The organism is Streptomyces sp. NPDC005070, assembly GCF_053600395.1.
Genome location: NZ_JBSFZS010000042.1, coordinates 44,273 through 62,648, shown reverse-complemented (window position 1 = coordinate 62,648; position 18,376 = coordinate 44,273). Strand labels below are relative to the sequence as shown.

General features: G+C 71.5%; 15 protein-coding genes. 9 read left to right on the top strand and 6 right to left on the bottom strand.

The window, feature by feature from the left end; all coding sequences use genetic code 11:
* Nucleotides 1-238: 238 nt before the first annotated feature.
* Together ACWEBX_RS16785 and ACWEBX_RS16780 are read right to left on the bottom strand one after the other, a co-directional pair.
* Nucleotides 239-1,477, bottom strand: a complete 1,239-nt coding sequence (locus tag ACWEBX_RS16785) for a sugar ABC transporter substrate-binding protein (protein ID WP_451885588.1) — start codon at nt 1,475-1,477, stop codon at nt 239-241.
* Between the two features lie 149 nt (nt 1,478-1,626).
* Nucleotides 1,627-3,561 (bottom strand): glycoside hydrolase family 127 protein, encoded by a 1,935-nt coding sequence (locus ACWEBX_RS16780; RefSeq protein ID WP_451885587.1) that lies wholly within the window; start codon nt 3,559-3,561, stop codon nt 1,627-1,629.
* A 298-nt stretch (nt 3,562-3,859) separates the two neighbouring features.
* Here ACWEBX_RS16780 and ACWEBX_RS16775 point away from each other — a divergent pair, with 298 nt between their 5' ends.
* Nucleotides 3,860-4,945, top strand: coding sequence for a LacI family DNA-binding transcriptional regulator (locus tag ACWEBX_RS16775; protein ID WP_451885586.1), 1,086 nt, complete (start codon nt 3,860-3,862; stop codon nt 4,943-4,945).
* A 137-nt stretch (nt 4,946-5,082) separates the two neighbouring features.
* Nucleotides 5,083-5,373: a DUF3303 family protein gene (locus tag ACWEBX_RS16770; protein ID WP_451885590.1), complete on the top strand. Its 291-nt coding sequence runs from the start codon at nt 5,083-5,085 to the stop codon at nt 5,371-5,373.
* A gap of 81 nt (nt 5,374-5,454) precedes the next feature.
* Here the strand turns inward: ACWEBX_RS16770 and ACWEBX_RS16765 are convergent, their stop codons facing one another.
* From ACWEBX_RS16765 to ACWEBX_RS16755, 3 genes are all read right to left on the bottom strand, one after another.
* Nucleotides 5,455-6,105 carry a hypothetical protein gene (locus tag ACWEBX_RS16765; protein ID WP_451885585.1) on the bottom strand — a complete coding sequence of 217 codons (651 nt, stop codon included), beginning with the start codon at nt 6,103-6,105 and terminating at the stop codon, nt 5,455-5,457.
* Between the two features lie 204 nt (nt 6,106-6,309).
* Nucleotides 6,310-7,005, bottom strand: a complete 696-nt coding sequence (locus ACWEBX_RS16760) for a GntR family transcriptional regulator (RefSeq protein ID WP_451885584.1) — start codon at nt 7,003-7,005, stop codon at nt 6,310-6,312.
* A 251-nt stretch (nt 7,006-7,256) separates the two neighbouring features.
* Nucleotides 7,257-8,612: an aminotransferase class III-fold pyridoxal phosphate-dependent enzyme gene (locus ACWEBX_RS16755; RefSeq protein WP_451885583.1), complete on the bottom strand. Its 1,356-nt coding sequence runs from the start codon at nt 8,610-8,612 to the stop codon at nt 7,257-7,259.
* 328 nt (nt 8,613-8,940) lie between these two features.
* On the opposite strand from ACWEBX_RS16755, the gene ACWEBX_RS16750 reads away from it, so the two are divergent.
* On the top strand, nt 8,941-10,995 hold the full coding sequence (locus tag ACWEBX_RS16750; RefSeq protein ID WP_451885582.1) for a serine/threonine-protein kinase: 2,055 nt from the start codon (nt 8,941-8,943) through the stop codon (nt 10,993-10,995).
* Nucleotides 10,996-11,201: 206 nt separating this feature from the next.
* On the top strand, nt 11,202-12,734 hold the full coding sequence (locus ACWEBX_RS16745) for a substrate-binding domain-containing protein (protein ID WP_451885581.1): 1,533 nt from the start codon (nt 11,202-11,204) through the stop codon (nt 12,732-12,734).
* A 48-nt stretch (nt 12,735-12,782) separates the two neighbouring features.
* Here the strand turns inward: ACWEBX_RS16745 and ACWEBX_RS16740 are convergent, their stop codons facing one another.
* Nucleotides 12,783-13,526, bottom strand: coding sequence for an SLATT domain-containing protein (locus ACWEBX_RS16740; protein ID WP_451885580.1), 744 nt, complete (start codon nt 13,524-13,526; stop codon nt 12,783-12,785).
* 316 nt (nt 13,527-13,842) lie between these two features.
* Here ACWEBX_RS16740 and ACWEBX_RS16735 point away from each other — a divergent pair, with 316 nt between their 5' ends.
* The 5 genes from ACWEBX_RS16735 (at nt 13,843) to ACWEBX_RS16715 (ending at nt 18,207) form a co-directional block, all read left to right on the top strand.
* Entirely contained in the window at nt 13,843-14,187 is a 345-nt protein-coding gene (locus ACWEBX_RS16735; protein WP_361685577.1) for a YbaB/EbfC family nucleoid-associated protein, read from the top strand.
* 87 nt (nt 14,188-14,274) lie between these two features.
* Nucleotides 14,275-14,874, top strand: a complete 600-nt coding sequence (recR, locus tag ACWEBX_RS16730; RefSeq protein WP_451885579.1) for a recombination mediator RecR — start codon at nt 14,275-14,277, stop codon at nt 14,872-14,874.
* Nucleotides 14,867-15,526 carry a DUF5063 domain-containing protein gene (locus ACWEBX_RS16725; RefSeq protein ID WP_451885578.1) on the top strand — a complete coding sequence of 220 codons (660 nt, stop codon included), beginning with the start codon at nt 14,867-14,869 and terminating at the stop codon, nt 15,524-15,526. Before recR ends, ACWEBX_RS16725 begins: the two co-directional genes overlap by 8 nt.
* Nucleotides 15,527-15,856: 330 nt before the next feature.
* Nucleotides 15,857-17,149, top strand: a complete 1,293-nt coding sequence (locus ACWEBX_RS16720) for an aspartate kinase (RefSeq protein WP_451885577.1) — start codon at nt 15,857-15,859, stop codon at nt 17,147-17,149.
* Nucleotides 17,146-18,207 carry an aspartate-semialdehyde dehydrogenase gene (locus ACWEBX_RS16715; protein WP_451885576.1) on the top strand — a complete coding sequence of 354 codons (1,062 nt, stop codon included), beginning with the start codon at nt 17,146-17,148 and terminating at the stop codon, nt 18,205-18,207. The genes ACWEBX_RS16720 and ACWEBX_RS16715 overlap by 4 nt, the downstream gene beginning before the upstream one ends.
* The last annotated feature ends 169 nt before the right edge of the window (nt 18,208-18,376 follow it).

The following is an 18,376-nucleotide window of genomic DNA, read 5'->3' as shown; positions in this document are numbered from 1 at the left end:
GTTGTGTGGGTGGGGCGGGGCCGTGCCGGTGCATCAGCCCGTCGCCGTTGGGTGAGAGGTGGGCGTCGGTGGCGACGGGCATCGATGTACCGGCACGTCCCCTTCCGCCGGATTCCGGCTGCGGGTACGCGGTGGCTTGGGTGCGGGCGTGAATTTCAGCCCCTCCGGCGATTTAGGAGCGGGGTCTGAAGCGGAGCCCCAGGTGGGGGACGGGCAGGGGCGAACAGGGCTTCTGTGCCTAGCCTTTGGAGGCTGTGGACTGGGCGTCGGACAGGGCGGTGGTGGGGGTCTTCGCGCCGGAGAGAGCCCCCTGGACGGCGGTCCACATCTGCTCGGAGATGGTGGGGTACTTGGTGCCGAGGCCCCCGCTGGTGCGGCCCCGCGCCGAAGCCACCGCTCCCACCCACGGCTTGAGCTTCGCGTTCGCCTTGACCTGCTGGGCCTGCACCGCTGCGGTGGGCGCCACATAGGTCAGCGTGGTGTCACTCGCCAGGAGGTTCTCGGCGCTGGTCAGGCAGGTGACGATCTTCGCGGTCGTGTCGTAGCGCCCGGTGTCCTTCTGTACGGGGACCGTGACGAACTCGCCGCCGGTGGGCACCGGTGCCGAACCGCCGTTCTGCGCGGGGATGTTGACGACCCCGTACGGGAATCCGGCCTTCTCGGCGTTGCCGAGCTGCCAGGTGCCGTTCTCGCCGAACGCGTAGTCCCCGGTCGCGAACTCCTGCCAGCTCGTGGTCTGGGTGTTGTTCAGTACGTCCTTGGGGGCGTAGCCCTCGTCGACCCACTGTTTCCACAGGGTGAGCGCCGCCACGCCCTTCGCGGAGTCGAGCCGGGTGAGGTCTCCGCCCGCGCCCCAGAACCAGGGCAGGAACTGGAAACTGCCCTCCTCGGTGTTGATGGCCGAGAAGGTGATGCCCTTGTTGCCCGCCGTCTTGACCTTCTTCAGGGCCGCCGTCAGCGACGCCCAGTCCTTGATGCCGGCCGGGTCCACGTGCGCGGCGGAGAGGACGTCCTTGTTGTAGTAGAGGGCGAGGGTGTTGGCGCCGATGGGCACGCCGTAGGCCGCGTCGTCGAGGGTGCCCGCGCCGATGATGTTCTTCTGGATCGCGGCCGTGTCGAGGCCGAGGTCGCTGGTCTTGGTGAGGATGCCCGCCTCCACGAGGGTGGAGACGACGGGGTTGTCGACCAGCATCACGTCGGGCGCGTTGCCCTGCTGGGCGGCGAGCAGTGCCTTGTTGCCCAGGTCCGTGGTGTCGTACGCGGTGCGCTTGACCTTGACCCCGGCCTCGGTGCCGCAGGCGGTGACGCGCTTGCCCCAGTCGGAGGAGGCGTCGAACTGCGGGTAGGGATCCCAGAAGGTGTACGTCGAGGAGGAGCCGGTCGACGAGGAGCCGGAGCCGCCGCCGCACGCGGTGACGGTGGCGAGGGCACAGGCGGTGGCTATGGCTGCGGTCAGGGTGCGGCGGGTGCTTCTCACGGGGCGACCTCGTTGTCGGGAGACGGACGTGCGGAGAGACGGACGTGCGGAGAGACGTGCGGACGAGTGGGGGCGCAGAAGGGGAGTGGGGGGCAGAGGGGAGCGGGGGTGGCGGGCAGAGGGGGATGGGCGGGTGGGGGTGAGTGGGGTCAGGTTGTGGGGAGCCAGACGCGCATGGCGCCGTCCTCGCGGTTGGCCCAGGCGTAGTAGGGGACGGCGGTGAGTTCGACCGGGTCGCCGGGCGGTGGACCGGTGCGGTCGGCGGGGCCGTAGGGCCACCAGGAGCCGTCGGTGGGCGGGGTGCGGCGGTGTCCGGCGGCCAGCACGGTGGTGACGCCGCCGAGCAGGTCGGGGCGCTGTTTGACGGCGAGCGGGCGGGTGGTGTCGAGGACGATGCCGTCCAGGCCGCCGCCCGGGTGGTCGGCCTGCTCCAGGCAGTAGACGAGCGGGCCGCGTTCGATCGCCACGCAGCCGCGTACGGCGTCGACGCGCGCGTCGGCCGCGGTGAGCCGGGCGTCCAGCGCGAGTTCGAGGATCACCCGGTCACCGGGGGTCCAGGCCCGCTCCAGGCGCAGCCAGCCGTCCTGGACGGGGGCGTCCGTGTCGTACGTCCGCTCGCCGTCGTGGACGCGGAAGGAGCCGCACCACTGCGGGACGCGCAGGGAGAGGGTCCAGGGGGCGTCGGGCGTCCGCCCGACGGTGAGGGCGACCGTGCCGTGCCAGGGGTAGTCGGTCTCGGCGCGTACGACGACGGGGGCGCCGGCGAGGTCGGCGCGGTACTCGCCGGTGACGTACTGGTGGATCTGGAGGCCGTCCGGACCGGTGGAGGCGAGGTAGTGCTCCAGTGAGGCCAGCAGCCGCATGACGTTGGGCGGGCAGCAGGCGCAGCGGAACCAGCGGGTGCGGCGGGCCGACTGGTCGCCTCCGGGGTCGGTGTGGCCGTCCCGGACCTGGAGCGGGTTGACGTACAGCCAGCGCTCGCCGTCCAGGGAGACCCCGGCCAGGAAGCCGTTGTAGAGGGTGCGTTCGATCAGGTCCGAGTAGCGGGCGTCGCCGGTGAGCAGGGCCATGCGCCAGCTCCACTGGACGGAGGCGATGGCGGCGCAGGTCTCGCAGTAGGCACGCTCGTTGGGGAGTTCGTAGGGGTCTCCGAAGTCCTCCTCGTCGTGGTGGGCGCCGAGTCCGCCGGTGAGGTGGGTCTTCGTCGCGACCATGGCCCGCCACAGGCGTTCGCCGGCCGCGCGGAGTTCGGGGTCTGCCTGTTCGGAGGCCAGGTCCGCCGCCCCGGCCAGCAGGTACAACTGCCGTACGGCGTGGCCCTCCACGGTGGTCGCCTCGCGCAGCGGGACGCGGTCCTGGCAGTAGGCTTCACCGCCGAGCAGGCCGTGGCCGTGGCGGTCGACGAAGTACGCGGCCAGGTCGAGGTAGCGGTCCTCGCCGGTCTCCCGGTAGAGCTCGACGAGGGCGGTCTCGATCTCGGGATGGCCGTCGATGCCGTCCAGGGGCTTCCCGCTGTCCGGGGCGCCGAACGTCGCGTCGATCTGGTCGGCGAAACGGCGGGCCACGTCGAGGAGTTGAGGGCGGCCTGTGGTGCGGTGGTGGGCCACGGCAGCCTGGATGAGGTGGCCCGCGCAGTACAGCTCGTGGCCCCAGCGCAGGTCCTTGTAGCGCTCGCCGTTCCCGCGGAGCTGGAACCAGGTGTTGAGATAGCCGTCGGGCTGCTGGGCCGCGGCGACCAGGGCGATGATCCGGTCCACCTCGGCGGCGAGGGCGCCCGCGGGTTCCTCGGCCAGCCGCCAGGCGGCGGCCTCCAGCCATTTGTAGACGTCGGTGTCGAGGAACGGGTAGGCGCCCTGGAACACTCCCTCGGCCGTGCCCGCCGCCAGCCGCAGGTTGTGCAGGTTGCCCGCCGACTCCAGCAGGTCCGGGCCCTGGGGGATGGACGTGCGCGCGTTGACCTCACGGCGGGTGTGCCAGAAGCCGGCGCCGATTGTGGCGGGCGCGGGACGCAGCGCGCCGCGAGCACCGGGGGTGGGGTGGACGGGTCCCGTGCCGGGGCGGGCGGCGGAGTGTGTGCGGGGCATGGTTCTCCGGTTCTCGTCGGCGCGTGCTCGATGTTCGACTGGTCGTCACGTGTTCGGGAACTAGGGCAGGGAAGTGCTCGCGAACGAGGGCAGGGAGGTGTTCGGAGCTTGTTTGAGCAACCGTTTTCCTGCCGGAAAGTAGAGGGGAGGTGGCCGAAGGGGTCAAGGGGAGCGACGTAATACTTTCTCTGCTGTTCCGGCTCTGGCACGGACCTCCGGCCGCTGGCACGATGGAGTCGCCCATGTCGTCGACTGGGGACGGTGACGTCCTGGTCGACGCGAAGGAAAAGGATTGCCCGTGCCATCTGCTCCGCGCTCGTCCTCCGCCGTCCGGGCCAAGCTCGCCGATGTCGCCGCCCTCGCGGGGGTCAGCGTGGGCACGGCGTCCAAGGCGCTGAACGGTGGCGGGCGGATGCGGCCCGAGACCCGGCAGCGGGTTCTCGACGCCGTCGACTCGCTCGGTTTCCGGCCCAACCAGCACGCGCGGAACCTGCACACCGGCCGGAGCTGGACGGTCGGTCTGATGACGACGGACGGCATCGGCCGCTTCTCCACCCCCGTGCTGCTCGGCGCCGAGGACGCGCTCGGCGCGGGGAAGATCTCCGTGCTGTTGTGCGACACCCGGGGCGACTCGATCCGTGAGCAGCACCATCTGCGCAACCTGATGGAGCGCAGGGTGGACGGCATCATCGTCACCGGCCGCCGTACGGACCCGCGCCCGCCGCTCACCGGCGTCGACCCGATCCCGATCGTCTACGCGCTCTCCCCGTCCACCGACCCGGCCGACACCTCCGTCGTCTCCGACGACCGGGGCGGCGCCCGGCTCGCGGTGGAGCACCTGCTGGCGGCGGGCCGCACCCGGATCGCGCATGTCACCGGACCCGAGCACCACGCCGCCGCCCGCGACCGCGCCCGGCACGCGGCCGAGCACCTGGGGCGTTCCTCGCTGCGACTGGCCGGCGGGCGTGTCCACTTCGGCGAGTGGAGCGAGGCGTGGGGGCGCCGGGCCGCCGACGCGGTGCTGCGCACGGCCCCGGACACGGACGCCTTCTTCTGCGGCAACGACCAGATCGCCCGGGGCGTCGCCGACGCGCTGCGCGAGCGGGGCGTGGACGTTCCCGGCGACATCGCCGTCGTCGGCTACGACAACTGGGACACCATGGCACTGGCCTGCCGCCCTCCGCTCACCACCATCGACATGGACCTCACCGAGATCGGCCGGATCGCCGCGCTGCGCCTGCTGGAAGCGATCGACGCGGACACCGACACCGACACCGACACCGAAACAGGTACAGACGCGGATGCCATCGCCGGTACTGCCGAACCGGCCCTCGGTGGCGTCCACACGGTTCCCTGCCGCCTGGTGGTGCGGGAGTCGAGCTGACCGGGGTGGGTCCGGGCCTCACTGGAGAGAGTGATGTCCGGATCGCCGCGGTGAGCCAGCCGAAGGCGGGGGGAATAGCCTGAAAGCGCACGTTCAGGTGCTTCTGCGTGCGTCGGCAGACGGACAAGGAGAACGCGATGCGCGTGATGCTCAAGGCGACCATGGACACGGACAAGGCCAACGAACTCATCCGCAGTGGAAAGCTGCCGGAGCTGATGCAGCGGACGATGGACCGGCTGAAGCCGGAGTCGGCCTACTTCACCGCCCACGAGGGCAGCCGCACCTGCTACATGGTCTTCGACATGCAGGACAGCAGTCAGATGCCGGGGATCGCCGAGCCGTTCTTCATGAGTCTCGGTGCCCGCGTGGAACTCACCCCCGTCATGAACGCGGAGGATCTCCACCAGGGCCTGTCCCAGCTCGGCTGACGGCCGGACCGCGGTGCGGGGCCGTGAGGTGACCGCGGTGCGGGGCCATGAGACCGGGCCCCGCACCCCGAGACGGACGGATCAACTGAAGACGATCATGGAGCCCTGGGCGAGACTCCGCGTCGCCGCGGCGTGGAGGCCCAGCCAGACGTGACGCTCGCGGGCGAAGGGGCTGGAGTCGTAGGGGGCCGGAGCGGCGGGCTCCTCCAGCTCCGTCGGGGCGTTCGGGGGCTGCGGCGGCGCCGGCGGGTTCGCCGGGTCGATGCCGATCGAGGGGGCCACGAACTCGAGTTCGCGCAGGAGAACCTGGGACGAGCCCAGCGGCCCGCCGCCCGCGAGGAGTTCGTCGTTGGCCAGCGGGTGCGGGAAGTCCACCGGGACGTAGGCGCCCGCGTGGTCGTAGTGCCAGACCAGATGGGACTGCTGGGCGTTCGTCTCGAACATCTCCAGCAACTGCTCGTAGTCGCCGCCGAGTTCGTCGACCGGGGCCACCGCGAGCCCGCACATCTGGAGCAGGTACGCGCGGCGCAGGAAGTGCAGCGCGTCGTAGTCGAAGCCGGCGACCGGGGCCACGTCACCCGACAGGCCCGGCATGTACGTGTACACCGGCACCGGGGGAAGCCCGGCCTCGGCGAGCACCTTGTCGTAGAGCGCGAGTTCCTCGGCGAAGGGGTTGTCGGGGGTGTGGCACAGCACGTCGACGAGCGGGACCAACCACAGGTCACAGGCCAACAGACGGCTCCTCTTGCTCCTTGGGGTGCAGGGTGGTCAGGGCAGCGTAATGCGCGTGGCGGTCCTGTGAAGAGGCCGGTGCGCAACTGGGCCGCCGGGGGGCCGGGGTTGTCCGTTTCCAGGGGCCACGCCCCCATCCTCCCGATCACCCGGCGGGAGTGTCCCCAAACACGGGAACGGGATGATCCGGCCGGGGCCCGCGTCTCAGGGGGCGTCGAGGCGCTCGATGAGGGTGAGCGCGTGCTCGTTGTACGCCGTCACGATCGCCCGCGCCCCGTCCGCGTCGCGGCGTGCCAGGGCGTCCACCAGCTCGGTGTGGCCGGACCACAGATGGCCCTTGAGATCGGAGATGTGGCGCAGGTGCTGGACCGTGCAGACCCAGGACTGGACCCGCATCCGGTGCAGGAAGTCGGCGAGATAGCTGTTGCCGAACAGGTTGCTGAGTTCGCGCCAGTAACGGAGGTCGTAGCCGATGAGGATGTTCAGGTCGCCGGCGGTCGCCGCGCGCTGGGCCTCCTCGCCGCGGCGCCGGACGGCCGCGAGGGCGGCGAGCGCGCGGGGGTCGTCGGCCTGCGGCATGCCGCTCGCCACGAGGCTCCGGAACATGCCCTCCGTGATCAGGCTGCGCGCCTCGATCATGCCGCGGTAGTCGGCGCCGGAGTACTCGTGGACCCGGAAGCCGCGGTGCTGGTCAGCGTCCAGAAGCCCCTGGGCCGACAGATCGACCAGGGCCTCGCGGACCGGGGTGGCGGACACGCCGTACTGCTCGGCGATCTCCTTCACCGTGAACTCCTGGCCGGGCCGCAGGCGCCCGCCGAGCACCTCGTCACGGAGCGCGTCCGCGATCTGCTGTCGCAGGGTGCTGCGTGTTACGGCGCCACTGCCGCCGGTGCCGGCCATGGTGGTGATCTCACTCCCCGTCGCGTGGGTCGGTGCGCGCGTCCACTCGCGTACCTCGTCGAGCAGGCCACCATACGCCGTGGGGGCCGGCCGTCCGACTCCCCGCCACCCCCTATAGGGACACGGAGAACCACCACGACCGACCCCCACCGGGAGCGGCGCCCTCCGAGCATCAGGAGGGGCGCCCCCCTGAGCGTCGGAAGGGGAACTCCTGGGCGCCAGGGGCGGGAACCGTCAGGACCTCAAGGGCCTCACACCGTGTGCTCGTCCGCCACCGACAGCGCCTCGTCCAGGGCCGCGAGGCCCTCCTTGGCCTCGGCCTCGGTGATGTTGCACGGCGGGACGACGTGGGTGCGGTTCATGTTGATGAAGGGCCACAGACCGCGGGCCTTGGCGGCGGCGCCGAACGCGGCCATCGGCGCGTTCGCCTCGCCCGACGCGTTGTACGGGACCAGCGGCTCCCGGGTCTCGCGGTCCTTCACCAGCTCCAGCGCCCAGAAGACGCCCGTGCCGCGCACCTCGCCGACACTCGGGTGCCGCTCGGCCAGCGCGCGCAGCCCCGGTCCGAGGACGGTCTCGCCGATCGAGGCCGCCTGGCCGACGATGCCCTCCTCCTCCATGACGTTGATCGTCGCGACCGCGGCGGCGCAGGCCAGCGGGTGCCCGGAGTAGGTGAGCCCGCCCGGGTAGGGCCGCCTGGCGAAGGTCTCGGCGATGGCGGAGGAGATCGCCACGCCGCCCAGCGGCACATAGCCGGAGTTCACGCCCTTGGCGAAGGTCATCAGGTCCGGCGTCACCTCGTAGTGGTCCGCCGCGAACCACTTGCCGGTGCGGCCGAACCCGGCCATGACCTCGTCCAGGACGAAGACGATCCCGTACCGGTCGCAGATCTCGCGCACTCCGGCGAGGTAGCCGGCCGGCGGCGCCATGATCCCCGCGGTGCCCGGGATCGTCTCCAGGATCACGGCGGCTATGGTCCCGGGCCCCTCGAAGGCGATCGTGTCCTCCAGGTGCTGGAGCGCGCGCTCGCACTCCTGGCGCTCACTGTCGGAGTGGAAGGGGCTGCGGTACAGGTACGGCGCCCAGAAGTGGACGACACCGGCCGCTCCGATGTCGTTCGGCCAGCGCCGCGGGTCACCGGTGAGGTTGATCGCCGTGGAGGTGGCGCCGTGGTACGAGCGGTAGGCGGAGAGCACCTTCGGGCGGCCGGTGTGCAGGCGGGCCATCCGCGTGGCGTTCTCGACGGCCTCCGCGCCGCCGTTGGTGAAGAAGATCTTGTCCAGGTCGCCGGGGGTCCGCTCGGCGATCAGCCGGGCCGCCTCCGAACGCGCCTCGACGGCGAAGGCGGGCGCGAACGTGGACAGGGTCGCGGCCTGTTCCTGGATCGCGGCGACGACCTTCGGGTGCTGGTAGCCGATGTTGGTGAAGACGAGCCCACTGGTGAAGTCCAGGTACCGCTTGCCTTCGTAGTCCCAGAAGTACGACCCCTCGGCGCCGGCGACGGCGAGCGGGTCGATGAGCTCCTGCGCGGACCAGGAGTGGAACACGTGCGCGCGGTCCGCGGCCTTCACGGCGGCGCCGGCCTGGGGGTTGGGCTGAGGGGTCATGCGGCGAAGCGTAAATGTCCACGGACCGGGCGCGGTATCGGCGTCCTGTCTGCGGTCGGGGGCTTTCCGCGACAGACTGTCGGGCTTGGCCGGGGGTGCGCGGAACCGTCACGGAGCCGGGCACGGGGGTCCGCCGGGCGCTCGGGGCGGTCCCGAGGCGGTCCCGGGGCGTGCTCGGGCGGTCCCGGGGGCGGCAAGGGCGGCGATGCAGCCCGTTACCAAAACGGCACCAGCCGTGACGGAACCGTGGACACGGGCCCGCCCGGCTTCCGTCACGGCGCACTATCCTCGGTCTGTTGCACACATATGGGGGAGGGTGGGCACTGCCATGGAGAAGCTGGGGGCGGGGGATCCGCAGCAGATCGGGGCGTACCGGCTGCTGGCGAGACTCGGCGCCGGAGGGATGGGCCACGTCTATCTCGCGCGGTCCGACCGGGGACGTACGGTCGCCGTCAAACTCGTCCGGCCCGAACTCGCCGAGCAGGAGGAGTTCCGGGCCCGCTTCCGCCAGGAGGTGCGGGCCGCCCGCCGGGTCGGCGGGCTCTGGACCGCGCCCGTCCTGGACGCGGACACCGATGCCCCGATTCCCTGGGTGGCCACCGGCTATGTCGCGGGGCCCTCGCTCCAGGCCGTCGTCGGACGCGATCACGGCGCACTGCCCGAGCGGTCCGTGCGCATCCTCGCCGCGGGTCTCGCGCACGCCCTCCAGGACATCCACGCCGCGGGTCTGATCCACCGTGACCTCAAGCCCTCGAACGTCCTCGTCACCATCGACGGCCCCCGCGTCATCGACTTCGGCATCGCACGTGCCCTGGAGACGGTGACGGACGGCGGCCTGACCCACACCGGGGCGCTCGTCGGCTCGCCGGGATTCATGGCTCCCGAGCAGGTGCGCGGCGACCGCGTCACGCCCGCGTGCGACATCTTCTGCCTCGGCTCGGTCTTGTCGTACGCGGCCACCGGCGCCCTTCCGTTCGGCGCGGCCAACAGCGGTGTGCACGCCATGATGTTCCGCATCGCGCAGGAGGAGGCCGACCTCACGGGGGTGCCCGAGGGGCTCGCCGACCTCGTACGGGACTGTCTGCGCAAGGATCCCGGCGCCCGGCCCGGTCTCGACGAGATCCTGGAGCGCACGGGCGCGGAGGACACCGTCTCGGAGGGCCGCACCCTCGACCCCTGGCTGCCCGGTTCGCTGGTGGCCCAGCTCGGGCGGCACGCCGTGCGGCTGCTGGACACGGAGAACCCGGACCAGGGACCGCCGCAGCTCCCGGCCGGTGCTCCGGCGCCCGGCGCCCTGCTCGCCCTGCCGCCGGCACCCGTCGCCACTCCCGATCTCTCCAAGCCGCCCGCCGTCTCGCCCGCCGCCTCGGCTTCCGCCGCCTCCTCGACGCCGTCGGCCTCCTCCTCGGCGCCCGCCGCGTCCTCCGAGGCCTCCCCGGAACACGCGCCCGCCGACGGGAGCGCCACCCCGCCGCCTCCGGGGCAGCCCGGCCCCGTGAACCATCTCCCGACCGTGATCGGCGGCTCGGGCGCGACGCCTCCCCCTGCGGCGCCGGCCGGCCCGCACCCCGCCTACGGCTATCCGCAGCAGCACCCGGGACCCGCCGGCCAGGGCCCGGCCCACCCCGCGTACGGCTATCCGCAGGCCGGGTGGGGTGCGGCCCAGCCGCCGTACGGTTCGACACCTCCCTACGGTCCGGGTGCGGCCGCCCAGCCGTACGGTCCCGGCGGCGCGACCCCGCCGTACGGCCCGACCCCTCCGTACGGTCACGGTGTCGCCCCGCTCGGACCGGAGCCCGCGCAGCGGACCGGCCGGTCCACGGCCCTCCTCGTGGTCGTGGCCCTGGTCGTCGCGCTCGGCGCGGGCGGCAGCGTGTTCGCGCTGCTGAACGGGCGAGGGGGCGGGGGCGGCCAGGACGACGCCAAGGCGTCCGGCTCCGCCTCCGGCGCGCCGACGACACCGGGGCAGAGCGCCTCGCAGGTTCCGGACGGCGCCACCACGGTGCCGCCCAGCACGCAGACGACGCAGGCGGGCACCGTCCCGGAGGCGTTCCTCGGCACCTGGGACGCGGTCATCGACAACAAAACCGGCCACCACACGCGCCGGATGACGATCCAGCAGGGCGGTGTCGGCACCACGGTGCTGACGATCGTCGCGGACGGCTCGGCCGGGTACCACTGCGTCTTCCAGGCCGCCCTCGCCGCCACCCCGGGGTCCGGCGGGCCGCTGGAGTTCGGCCCCTCCGAGGTCACCGTCGGCGGACCGCCGTCCTGCAACCCGGGTGACGCCTCCGAGGTCACCCTGCTGTCGGACGGCCGGCTGCGGCGGGCGAAGACCGGCTCGGCGGCCGAGGCCGAGCTGACCTACACCAGGAGCGGCTGAGTCCCGGGCCGTCCCGCGGGCAGCGGCCCGCGGGACGGCCCGGAACCGCCCGCGGAACGGCTGTGGGACGGGCCGGCCGGCCCGAGGGGCGCGCCAACCGCCGTGTCTGGCCAGGTTGTTGAAGTTCACTCCCCGTATGTGGGTTGTTTCCGGCCGGAGTCGTACGGTGACCGCACCGCAGGGCAGTGCTCGGGGGAGTGGCTCACGTGGAGTGGCTGAGCGCAGAGAACGTCGTGGCCGTCGGGACCGCCGTGATCGGTGTCGTCTCCTCCGCCGTGATGGTCTGGTACGAGCGGCGGGTGCCGCGCCGCAAGACCGTCGGCTACCGCGTCCAGATGGACAACCCCATCGGCGACGGCGTCCGCTCGGGGCGGGCGAACGTACGGCTCGGACTCTTCGACGAGACACCCGGCATGTCCGACGCCACCCTCGTACTGCTGCGGATCGAGAACGACGGCTCGCAGAGCATCGTCGGAGAGGACTACACGAGCCGCGAGCGGCACGGCCTGACCGCGGTGTTCACCGATCGCACGATCCGCGGGGTGTCCGTGACCCAGCCGCCCGGCACCGACCATCTGATGGACCACTTCACTCCGGCCGCCGGTCTCAGCTACGAGCGCGGCACGCTGCGCATCCCGCGGGTCCCGCTCAACCGGGGCGAGCACTTCAAACTGCTGGTCCTGCTGTCGGGCGGCGACGTGGGCTGTCCGGTACGGATCGTCGGGGGCATCCGGGACGGCGAGGTCCGGCCCAACCGCAGTACGACACCGGACGACAAGCCGCCGCTGTTCAGCCGGGCCGCGCGGCTGATCACCGTCCTGCTGACGGTGTGCGTCGTGACGCTCGCCGTGATCGTCGTCCTGCGCGACGACACCCCGCCCCCGATCGGCTGCGAGCGGGGCACGCTGGCCGTCACGGGCTCGACCGCCTTCGAGCCGGTGGCGCGCGAACTGGCCGAGAAGTACGAGCACGACTGCCGGGGCGCCACGATCACGGTGGACACCCACGGCAGCACGGCCGGTGTGCGCGAGCTCGACGCGGCGGGGCGGGCGTCGAAGAAGGGGTCCCCGGCTCTCGTCGCGCTCTCCGACGGCCCCAAGCCGGGCGACTTCCCGCACCTGCGGGAGAACCGGATCGCGGTGTCGGTGTTCACGCTCGTCGTCAACGACGCCGTCCCGGTCAGGAACCTGTCGCTGACCGACGTACGGCGGCTGTACCGCGGCGAGATCACGAACTGGAAGCAGCTCGGCGGACCCGACAGACCCGTCCTCCTGGTCAGCCGGGACGCCAACTCCGGCACCCGGCAGGTGTTCCAGCGCCGGGTGCTCGGGCGCGGCGAGATCGCCAACTCCTCGCTCGACTGTGTCCACAAGGACGACGCGACGGCACGGGTCGCGCGGTGCGAACTCGACTCCACCGAGCAGGTGCTCGACACGGTCGCCAAGCTGCCCGGCGCGATCGGCTACAGCGAACTCAACGACGCCACCGGCCGCAGGGGCCTGCACCGGATCAGCCTCGACGGTCACGTCGCCTCCGTCGAGGACCTGGAGCACGGCACCTCGGAGTACCCGTACCGCGAGATCGAGTACGCCTACACCTACGGACAGCCGCCCGCCGACTCGCTCGCCTCCAGCTTCCTCTCCTACATCGGCCGGGGCAGCGGCCAGGACGTCATCCGCACCCACGGCCATCTCCCCTGCGGGACGCCGGTCGGGCTGAGGATCTGCGGAGCCGGCTGACGGCGTGGCGCCCGGCCGCCGGGGCTCGGGCGGGCGCCGGCGCCCCGGCTACCTGGGCTCGGGCGGGCGCTGGCGGGGCATGTTCGGACGGGTTCCGGGCGGCAGCGGGGTGCGGCCGTTCAGCGGCGGCCCGTCGGGGCGGGGCGCGCCCGCCGCCGAGGACTGGATCCCCAGCGGCGCCGGTCCCGTGCGGAACTCCACCATCCAGTCCGCCGTCTCGGTGCGCACCAGCTCCGTGACGTCCTCCGAGAACCGGCGCAGCACGCCGATGCACCGGTCGGCGGCCTCGCTGGCCGTTCCGTCGGCGGGCCCGAGGACCTCCCGGACACTCTCGGACGCCCAGTCGAACTGCAGCGCCTGAAGCCGTCGCTGGACGGCCTGGGCGGTGGCCACGTCCCTTATCCATCCGGAGGTCACGCCGAAGAACCGGTCGACGCCGACGCAGGAGGCCGCGAGCAGCAGCGCCAGATAGCCCCACGGAGCCGCCCCCCGCACCGATCCGGTGAGGTCGAGCAGCGGCAGCGCGGCCCCGGAGACGGCCCCCAGCGTGACACCGGACCGCAGCACCCGTGCCGCCCACCGCTTCCACACGCGGTCGGAGAGGTACCAGGCGGCCGTGTCGAGCGCCCCCTGTTCCACCCAGCGGTAGAGCTCGTGGAGCCGCTCGGCGGGCTCTCCCCAGTCGCCGAGCGGAAACGGCCGACCGGTCAGGTCGCCCGGCCGCAGCCCCGCCGCGCCCTCGCCCCGCCCGTCCTGGAGCGGCCCCTCCGGCTGCATCTCCGGCTGACTCACCCGGCACTCCCTAGTTGACGACGGTGATGACGGACGACGGTGGCGTCGTGACGACGGTGACGGCACGGACAGCGCGTGCGGTGCGTGACGTCGTGTGACGCGTGGTGCAAATGCGCAGCCCCCTTCCTACCGCCCAATGGGTGGCGATGGACCGGGTTTACCGGCTTTTCCGCCCGGAAGAGGGCCTTGATCAGGTATAGGCGCCGCTGTGATATCACTCGAAAGAGTGCTTGGGCGACGGGCCCTTAGACCACGTAGGCTCGTGCTGGACAGGAAGAAGCGCTCGGACAGCCGTACTCGAAACCAGGAGCTGATCGTGATTCCCGGTGGTGGCCAGCCCAATATGCAGCAGTTGCTGCAGCAGGCCCAGAAGATGCAGCAGGACCTCGCGAACGCGCAGGAGGAGCTGGCGCGCACGGAGGTCGGGGGCCAGGCGGGCGGCGGCCTGGTCAAGGCGACCGTGACGGGCTCCGGAGAGCTCCGCGCCCTGGTGATCGACCCGAAGGCGGTCGACCCCGAGGACACCGAGACGCTCGCCGACCTGATCGTCGCGGCCGTCCACGCGGCGAACGAGAACGCGCAGGCGCTCCAGCAGCAGACGCTCGGCCCGCTCACCCAGGGGCTCGGCGGCGGCAGCGGTATCCCCGGTCTGCCTTTCTAAGACCGGCGGCATCCAACTACCGTACGGACCAGGAAGAAACAGTAGGACGGGACCAGGCGGTACCGAAGCACTCGGAAAGGCAGTCCGTTGTACGAAGGCGTTGTTCAGGACCTCATCGACGAACTGGGGCGGCTCCCCGGCGTCGGTCCCAAGAGCGCGCAGCGGATCGCCTTCCACATCCTGCAGGCGGAGCCCACGGACGTCCGCCGGCTCGCACAGGCCCTCATGGAGGTCAAGGCGAAGGTCCGCTTCTGCGCGACCTGCGGCAACGTCGCGCAGGAGGAGTTGTGCAACATCTGCCGCGACCCGCGCCGCGACCTCTCGATGATCTGTGTGGTGGAGGAGCCGAAGGACGTCGTCGCGGTCGAGCGCACACGTGAGTTCCGGGGGAAGTACCACGTGCTCGGCGGCGCGATCAGCCCGATCGAGGGCGTCGGCCCGGACGACCTGCGGATCAGGGAACTCCTGGCCCGCCTCGCCGACGGCACGGTCACCGAGCTCATCCTGGCCACGGACCCGAACCTGGAGGGCGAGGCCACGGCCACGTATCTCGCCCGCATGATCAAGCCCATGGGCCTCAAGGTCACCCGCCTGGCCAGCGGCCTCCCGGTGGGTGGCGACCTGGAATACGCGGACGAGGTCACACTCGGCCGCGCCTTCGAGGGGAGACGACTTCTAGATGTCTGACGCCACGCTGCACGAGACAAGTCCGGACCCCGACGACTTCGTGGTCCAGATCGCGGACCAGGTGGAGAGCTTCCTGGTCGCCGTCACCGAGGTGGCCAAGGGCGACGAGCCGGACTCGGCCGTGCCCTTCCTCCTGCTGGAGGTCTCCCAGCTCCTGCTGGCCGGCGGCCGTCTCGGGGCGCACGAGGACATCGTTCCCGACGAGCGCTACGAGCCCGATCTCGGCCCGGAGGCGGACGTGGACGAACTCCGCGAGCGTCTCGCCGTGATGCTGGAGCCGATCGACGTCTACTCCGAGGTCTTCGACCCGTACGAGCCCCGCAAGGCCCCGGTCCCGGCCCGTATCTCCGACGACCTCGCCGACGTCATCACCGACCTGCGCCACGGCATGGCCCACTACCGCGCGGGCCGCACCACGGAGGCGCTGTGGTGGTGGCAGTTCTCCTACTTCTCGAACTGGGGCTCCACGGCCTCCGCGACCCTGCGCGCCCTGCAGTCCGTGGTCGCCCACGTCCGGCTGAACCAGCCCCTGGAGGAGCTGAACGGCCTCGACACCGACCAGGGCCTCGGCGAGGAAGCGCTCGCGGAGGAGGCCGGCAAGGTGATGGTGGAGGAGATCGCCGGCCCGCTCGGTCTGCGCACGGTCAAGTAGCCCGCCGGCCCGCTCGGTCTGCGCACGGTCAACTGGCCCGCCGGGCGGCTCGGCCCGCGCACGGCCGAGCACCGGCGACACCCGTCCGGCCCTCCGCTTTCCGCCCCGTCCCCGGTGTGACCTGGGGCACGTTCGGAGTGGCGGGGCTCCGGTACGGGCAGGTGCCGTCTCGGAGCGGCCGGATCCCCTTGCCGACCTGACAGCCCGGAGTGATCACGTCGTGAGCGGGACATCTCACGATGCGACACCCCGGAAGGGAAATCCGGCCGCTCGTTAGACTGAGCCGACCGCAGTAGTGCGGTGCAGAGACGGACTGAGCGAGGAGCGCACGTGGGCCTTGTCGTGCAGAAGTACGGAGGTTCCTCCGTAGCCGATGCCGAGGGCATCAAGCGCGTCGCCAAGCGGATCGTGGAAGCGAAGAAGAACGGCCACCAGGTGGTCGTGGTCGTTTCCGCGATGGGCGACACGACGGACGAGCTGATCGATCTCGCCGAGCAGGTATCTCCGATGCCCAGCGGACGAGAGTTCGACATGCTGCTGACCGCCGGAGAGCGGATCTCCATGGCCCTGCTGGCCATGGCGATCAAGAACCTGGGCCACAGCGCCCAGAGCTTCACCGGCAGCCAGGCAGGCGTCATCACCGACTCGGTCCACAACAAAGCCCGGATCATCGACGTCACCCCGGGCCGTATCCGTACGGCGCTCGACGAGGGCAACATCGCCATCGTCGCCGGCTTCCAGGGCGTCTCGCAGGACAAGAAGGACATCACCACGCTGGGCCGCGGCGGGTCCGACACCACGGCCGTCGCGCTGGCCGCGGCGCTCGACGCCGAGGTGTGCGAGATCTACACCGACGTGGACGGCGTGTTCACCGCCGACCCGCGCGTGGTGAAGAAGGCGAAGAAGATCGACTGGATCGCCTTCGAGGACATGCTGGAGCTCGCCGCCTCCGGCTCGAAGGTGCTGCTCCACCGCTGTGTGGAATACGCCCGCCGTTACAACATCCCGATCCACGTGCGGTCGTCCTTCAGCGGACTTCAGGGCACCTGGGTCAGCAGCGCACCGCCCGTTCGAAAGACACAGCAGCAAGGGGACCAGAAGGTGGAGCAGGCCATCATTTCCGGTGTCGCTCACGACACCTCCGAGGCCAAGGTCACGGTCGTCGGTGTCCCGGACAAGCCGGGCGAGGCCGCCGCGATCTTCCGCGCCATCGCCAACGCCGAGATCAACATCGACATGATCGTGCAGAACGTGTCGGCGGCGACCACGGGCCTGACGGACATCTCCTTCACCCTCCCGAAGACCGAGGGCCGCAAGGCCATCGACGCCCTGGAGAAGGCGAAGGGCGTCATCGGCTTCGAGTCGCTGCGCTACGACGACCAGATCGGCAAGATCTCGCTGGTCGGCGCGGGCATGAAGACCAACCCCGGTGTCACGGCCGGCTTCTTCGAGGCGCTCACCGACGCCGGGGTCAACATCGAGCTGATCTCGACCTCGGAGATCCGTATCTCCGTCGTCACCCGCGCCGACGACGTCAACGACGCCGTCCGTGCCGTGCACACCGCCTTCGGGCTCGACTCCGACAGCGACGAGGCCGTCGTCTACGGAGGCACCGGGCGATGACCCGACGACCGACGCTCGCGGTCGTGGGAGCGACCGGAGCCGTCGGCACGGTCATGCTCCAGATCCTGTCCCAGCACGCGGACATCTGGGGCGAGATCCGACTGATCGCCTCGCCGCGCTCGGCCGGCCGCAAGCTGGCCGTGCGCGGCGAGGAGGTCGAGGTGACGGCCCTGTCGGAGGAGGCCTTCGACGGGGTCGACGTCGCCATGTTCGACGTACCGGACGAGGTGGCCGCCCAGTGGGCGCCGATCGCCGCCGCCAAGGGCGCGGTCGTCGTCGACAACTCCGGCGCCTTCCGCATGGACCCGGAAGTGCCCCTCGTCGTTCCCGAGGTGAATCCGCACGCCGCGCGTGTGCGCCCGCGCGGGATCGTCTCCAACCCGAACTGCACGACCCTGTCCATGATCGTGGCGCTGGGTGCCCTGCATGCCGAGTTCGGGCTGCGGGAGCTCGTCGTCTCCTCGTACCAGGCGGTCAGCGGTGCGGGCCGGGCGGGTATCGACACCCTGCGCCGCCAGATGTCCCTGGTCGCGGGCACCGAACTGGGAACGAACCCCGGTGACGTACGCCGGGCCGTGGGCGACGACACAGGGCCGTTCCCGGAGCCGGTCGCCCTGAACGTGGTGCCGTGGGCCGGGTCGCTCGCCGAGGATGGCTGGTCCTCGGAGGAGATGAAGGTGCGCGACGAGACCCGCAAGATCCTCGGTCTGCCCCGGCTGAAGGTCGCCGTGACCTGCGTCCGGGTTCCCGTCGTCACCACGCACTCCCTGACCGTGCACGCCCGTTTCCAGGACGAGGTGACCGTCGGCAAGGCCCGGGAGATCCTGGACACCGCGCCCGGCGTCGTGCTCTTCGACAATCCGGCCGCCGGTGAGTTCCCCACTCCCGCGGACGTGGTGGGCACCGACCCGACCTGGGTGGGCCGGGTCCGCCGGGCACTGGACGACCCGACGGCCCTCGAACTGTTCGTGTGCGGGGACAACCTGCGCAAGGGCGCGGCCCTGAACACCGCTCAGATCGCCGAGCTGGTGGCGGCTGAGATCAGCAGGACTCCGTAGATCGTCAGGGCTTCGCGGCCCGTCGGGACCCTGTGGATCCGGTGCTCCGCCGGGCGGCCGTTCCGCAGGTTCTCCGCTGCCGGCGGCCTCCGGCCGAAATCCCGGTGCCCCCCGGCGCGTAGATTTGTAGGATCTCTGTCGGTTCAGTGATCAACTTAATGGTCCTGAC

Coding starts and splice junctions, on each gene's coding strand:
- ACWEBX_RS16780 (WP_451885587.1), bottom strand. CDS start 3,561: ATGCCCCGCACACACTCCGCCGCCCGCCCCGGCACGGGACCCGTCCAC.
- ACWEBX_RS16770 (WP_451885590.1), top strand. CDS start 5,083: ATGCGCGTGATGCTCAAGGCGACCATGGACACGGACAAGGCCAACGAA.
- ACWEBX_RS16760 (WP_451885584.1), bottom strand. CDS start 7,005: ATGGCCGGCACCGGCGGCAGTGGCGCCGTAACACGCAGCACCCTGCGA.
- ACWEBX_RS16755 (WP_451885583.1), bottom strand. CDS start 8,612: ATGACCCCTCAGCCCAACCCCCAGGCCGGCGCCGCCGTGAAGGCCGCG.
- ACWEBX_RS16750 (WP_451885582.1), top strand. CDS start 8,941: ATGGAGAAGCTGGGGGCGGGGGATCCGCAGCAGATCGGGGCGTACCGG.
- ACWEBX_RS16725 (WP_451885578.1), top strand. CDS start 14,867: ATGTCTGACGCCACGCTGCACGAGACAAGTCCGGACCCCGACGACTTC.
- ACWEBX_RS16715 (WP_451885576.1), top strand. CDS start 17,146: ATGACCCGACGACCGACGCTCGCGGTCGTGGGAGCGACCGGAGCCGTC.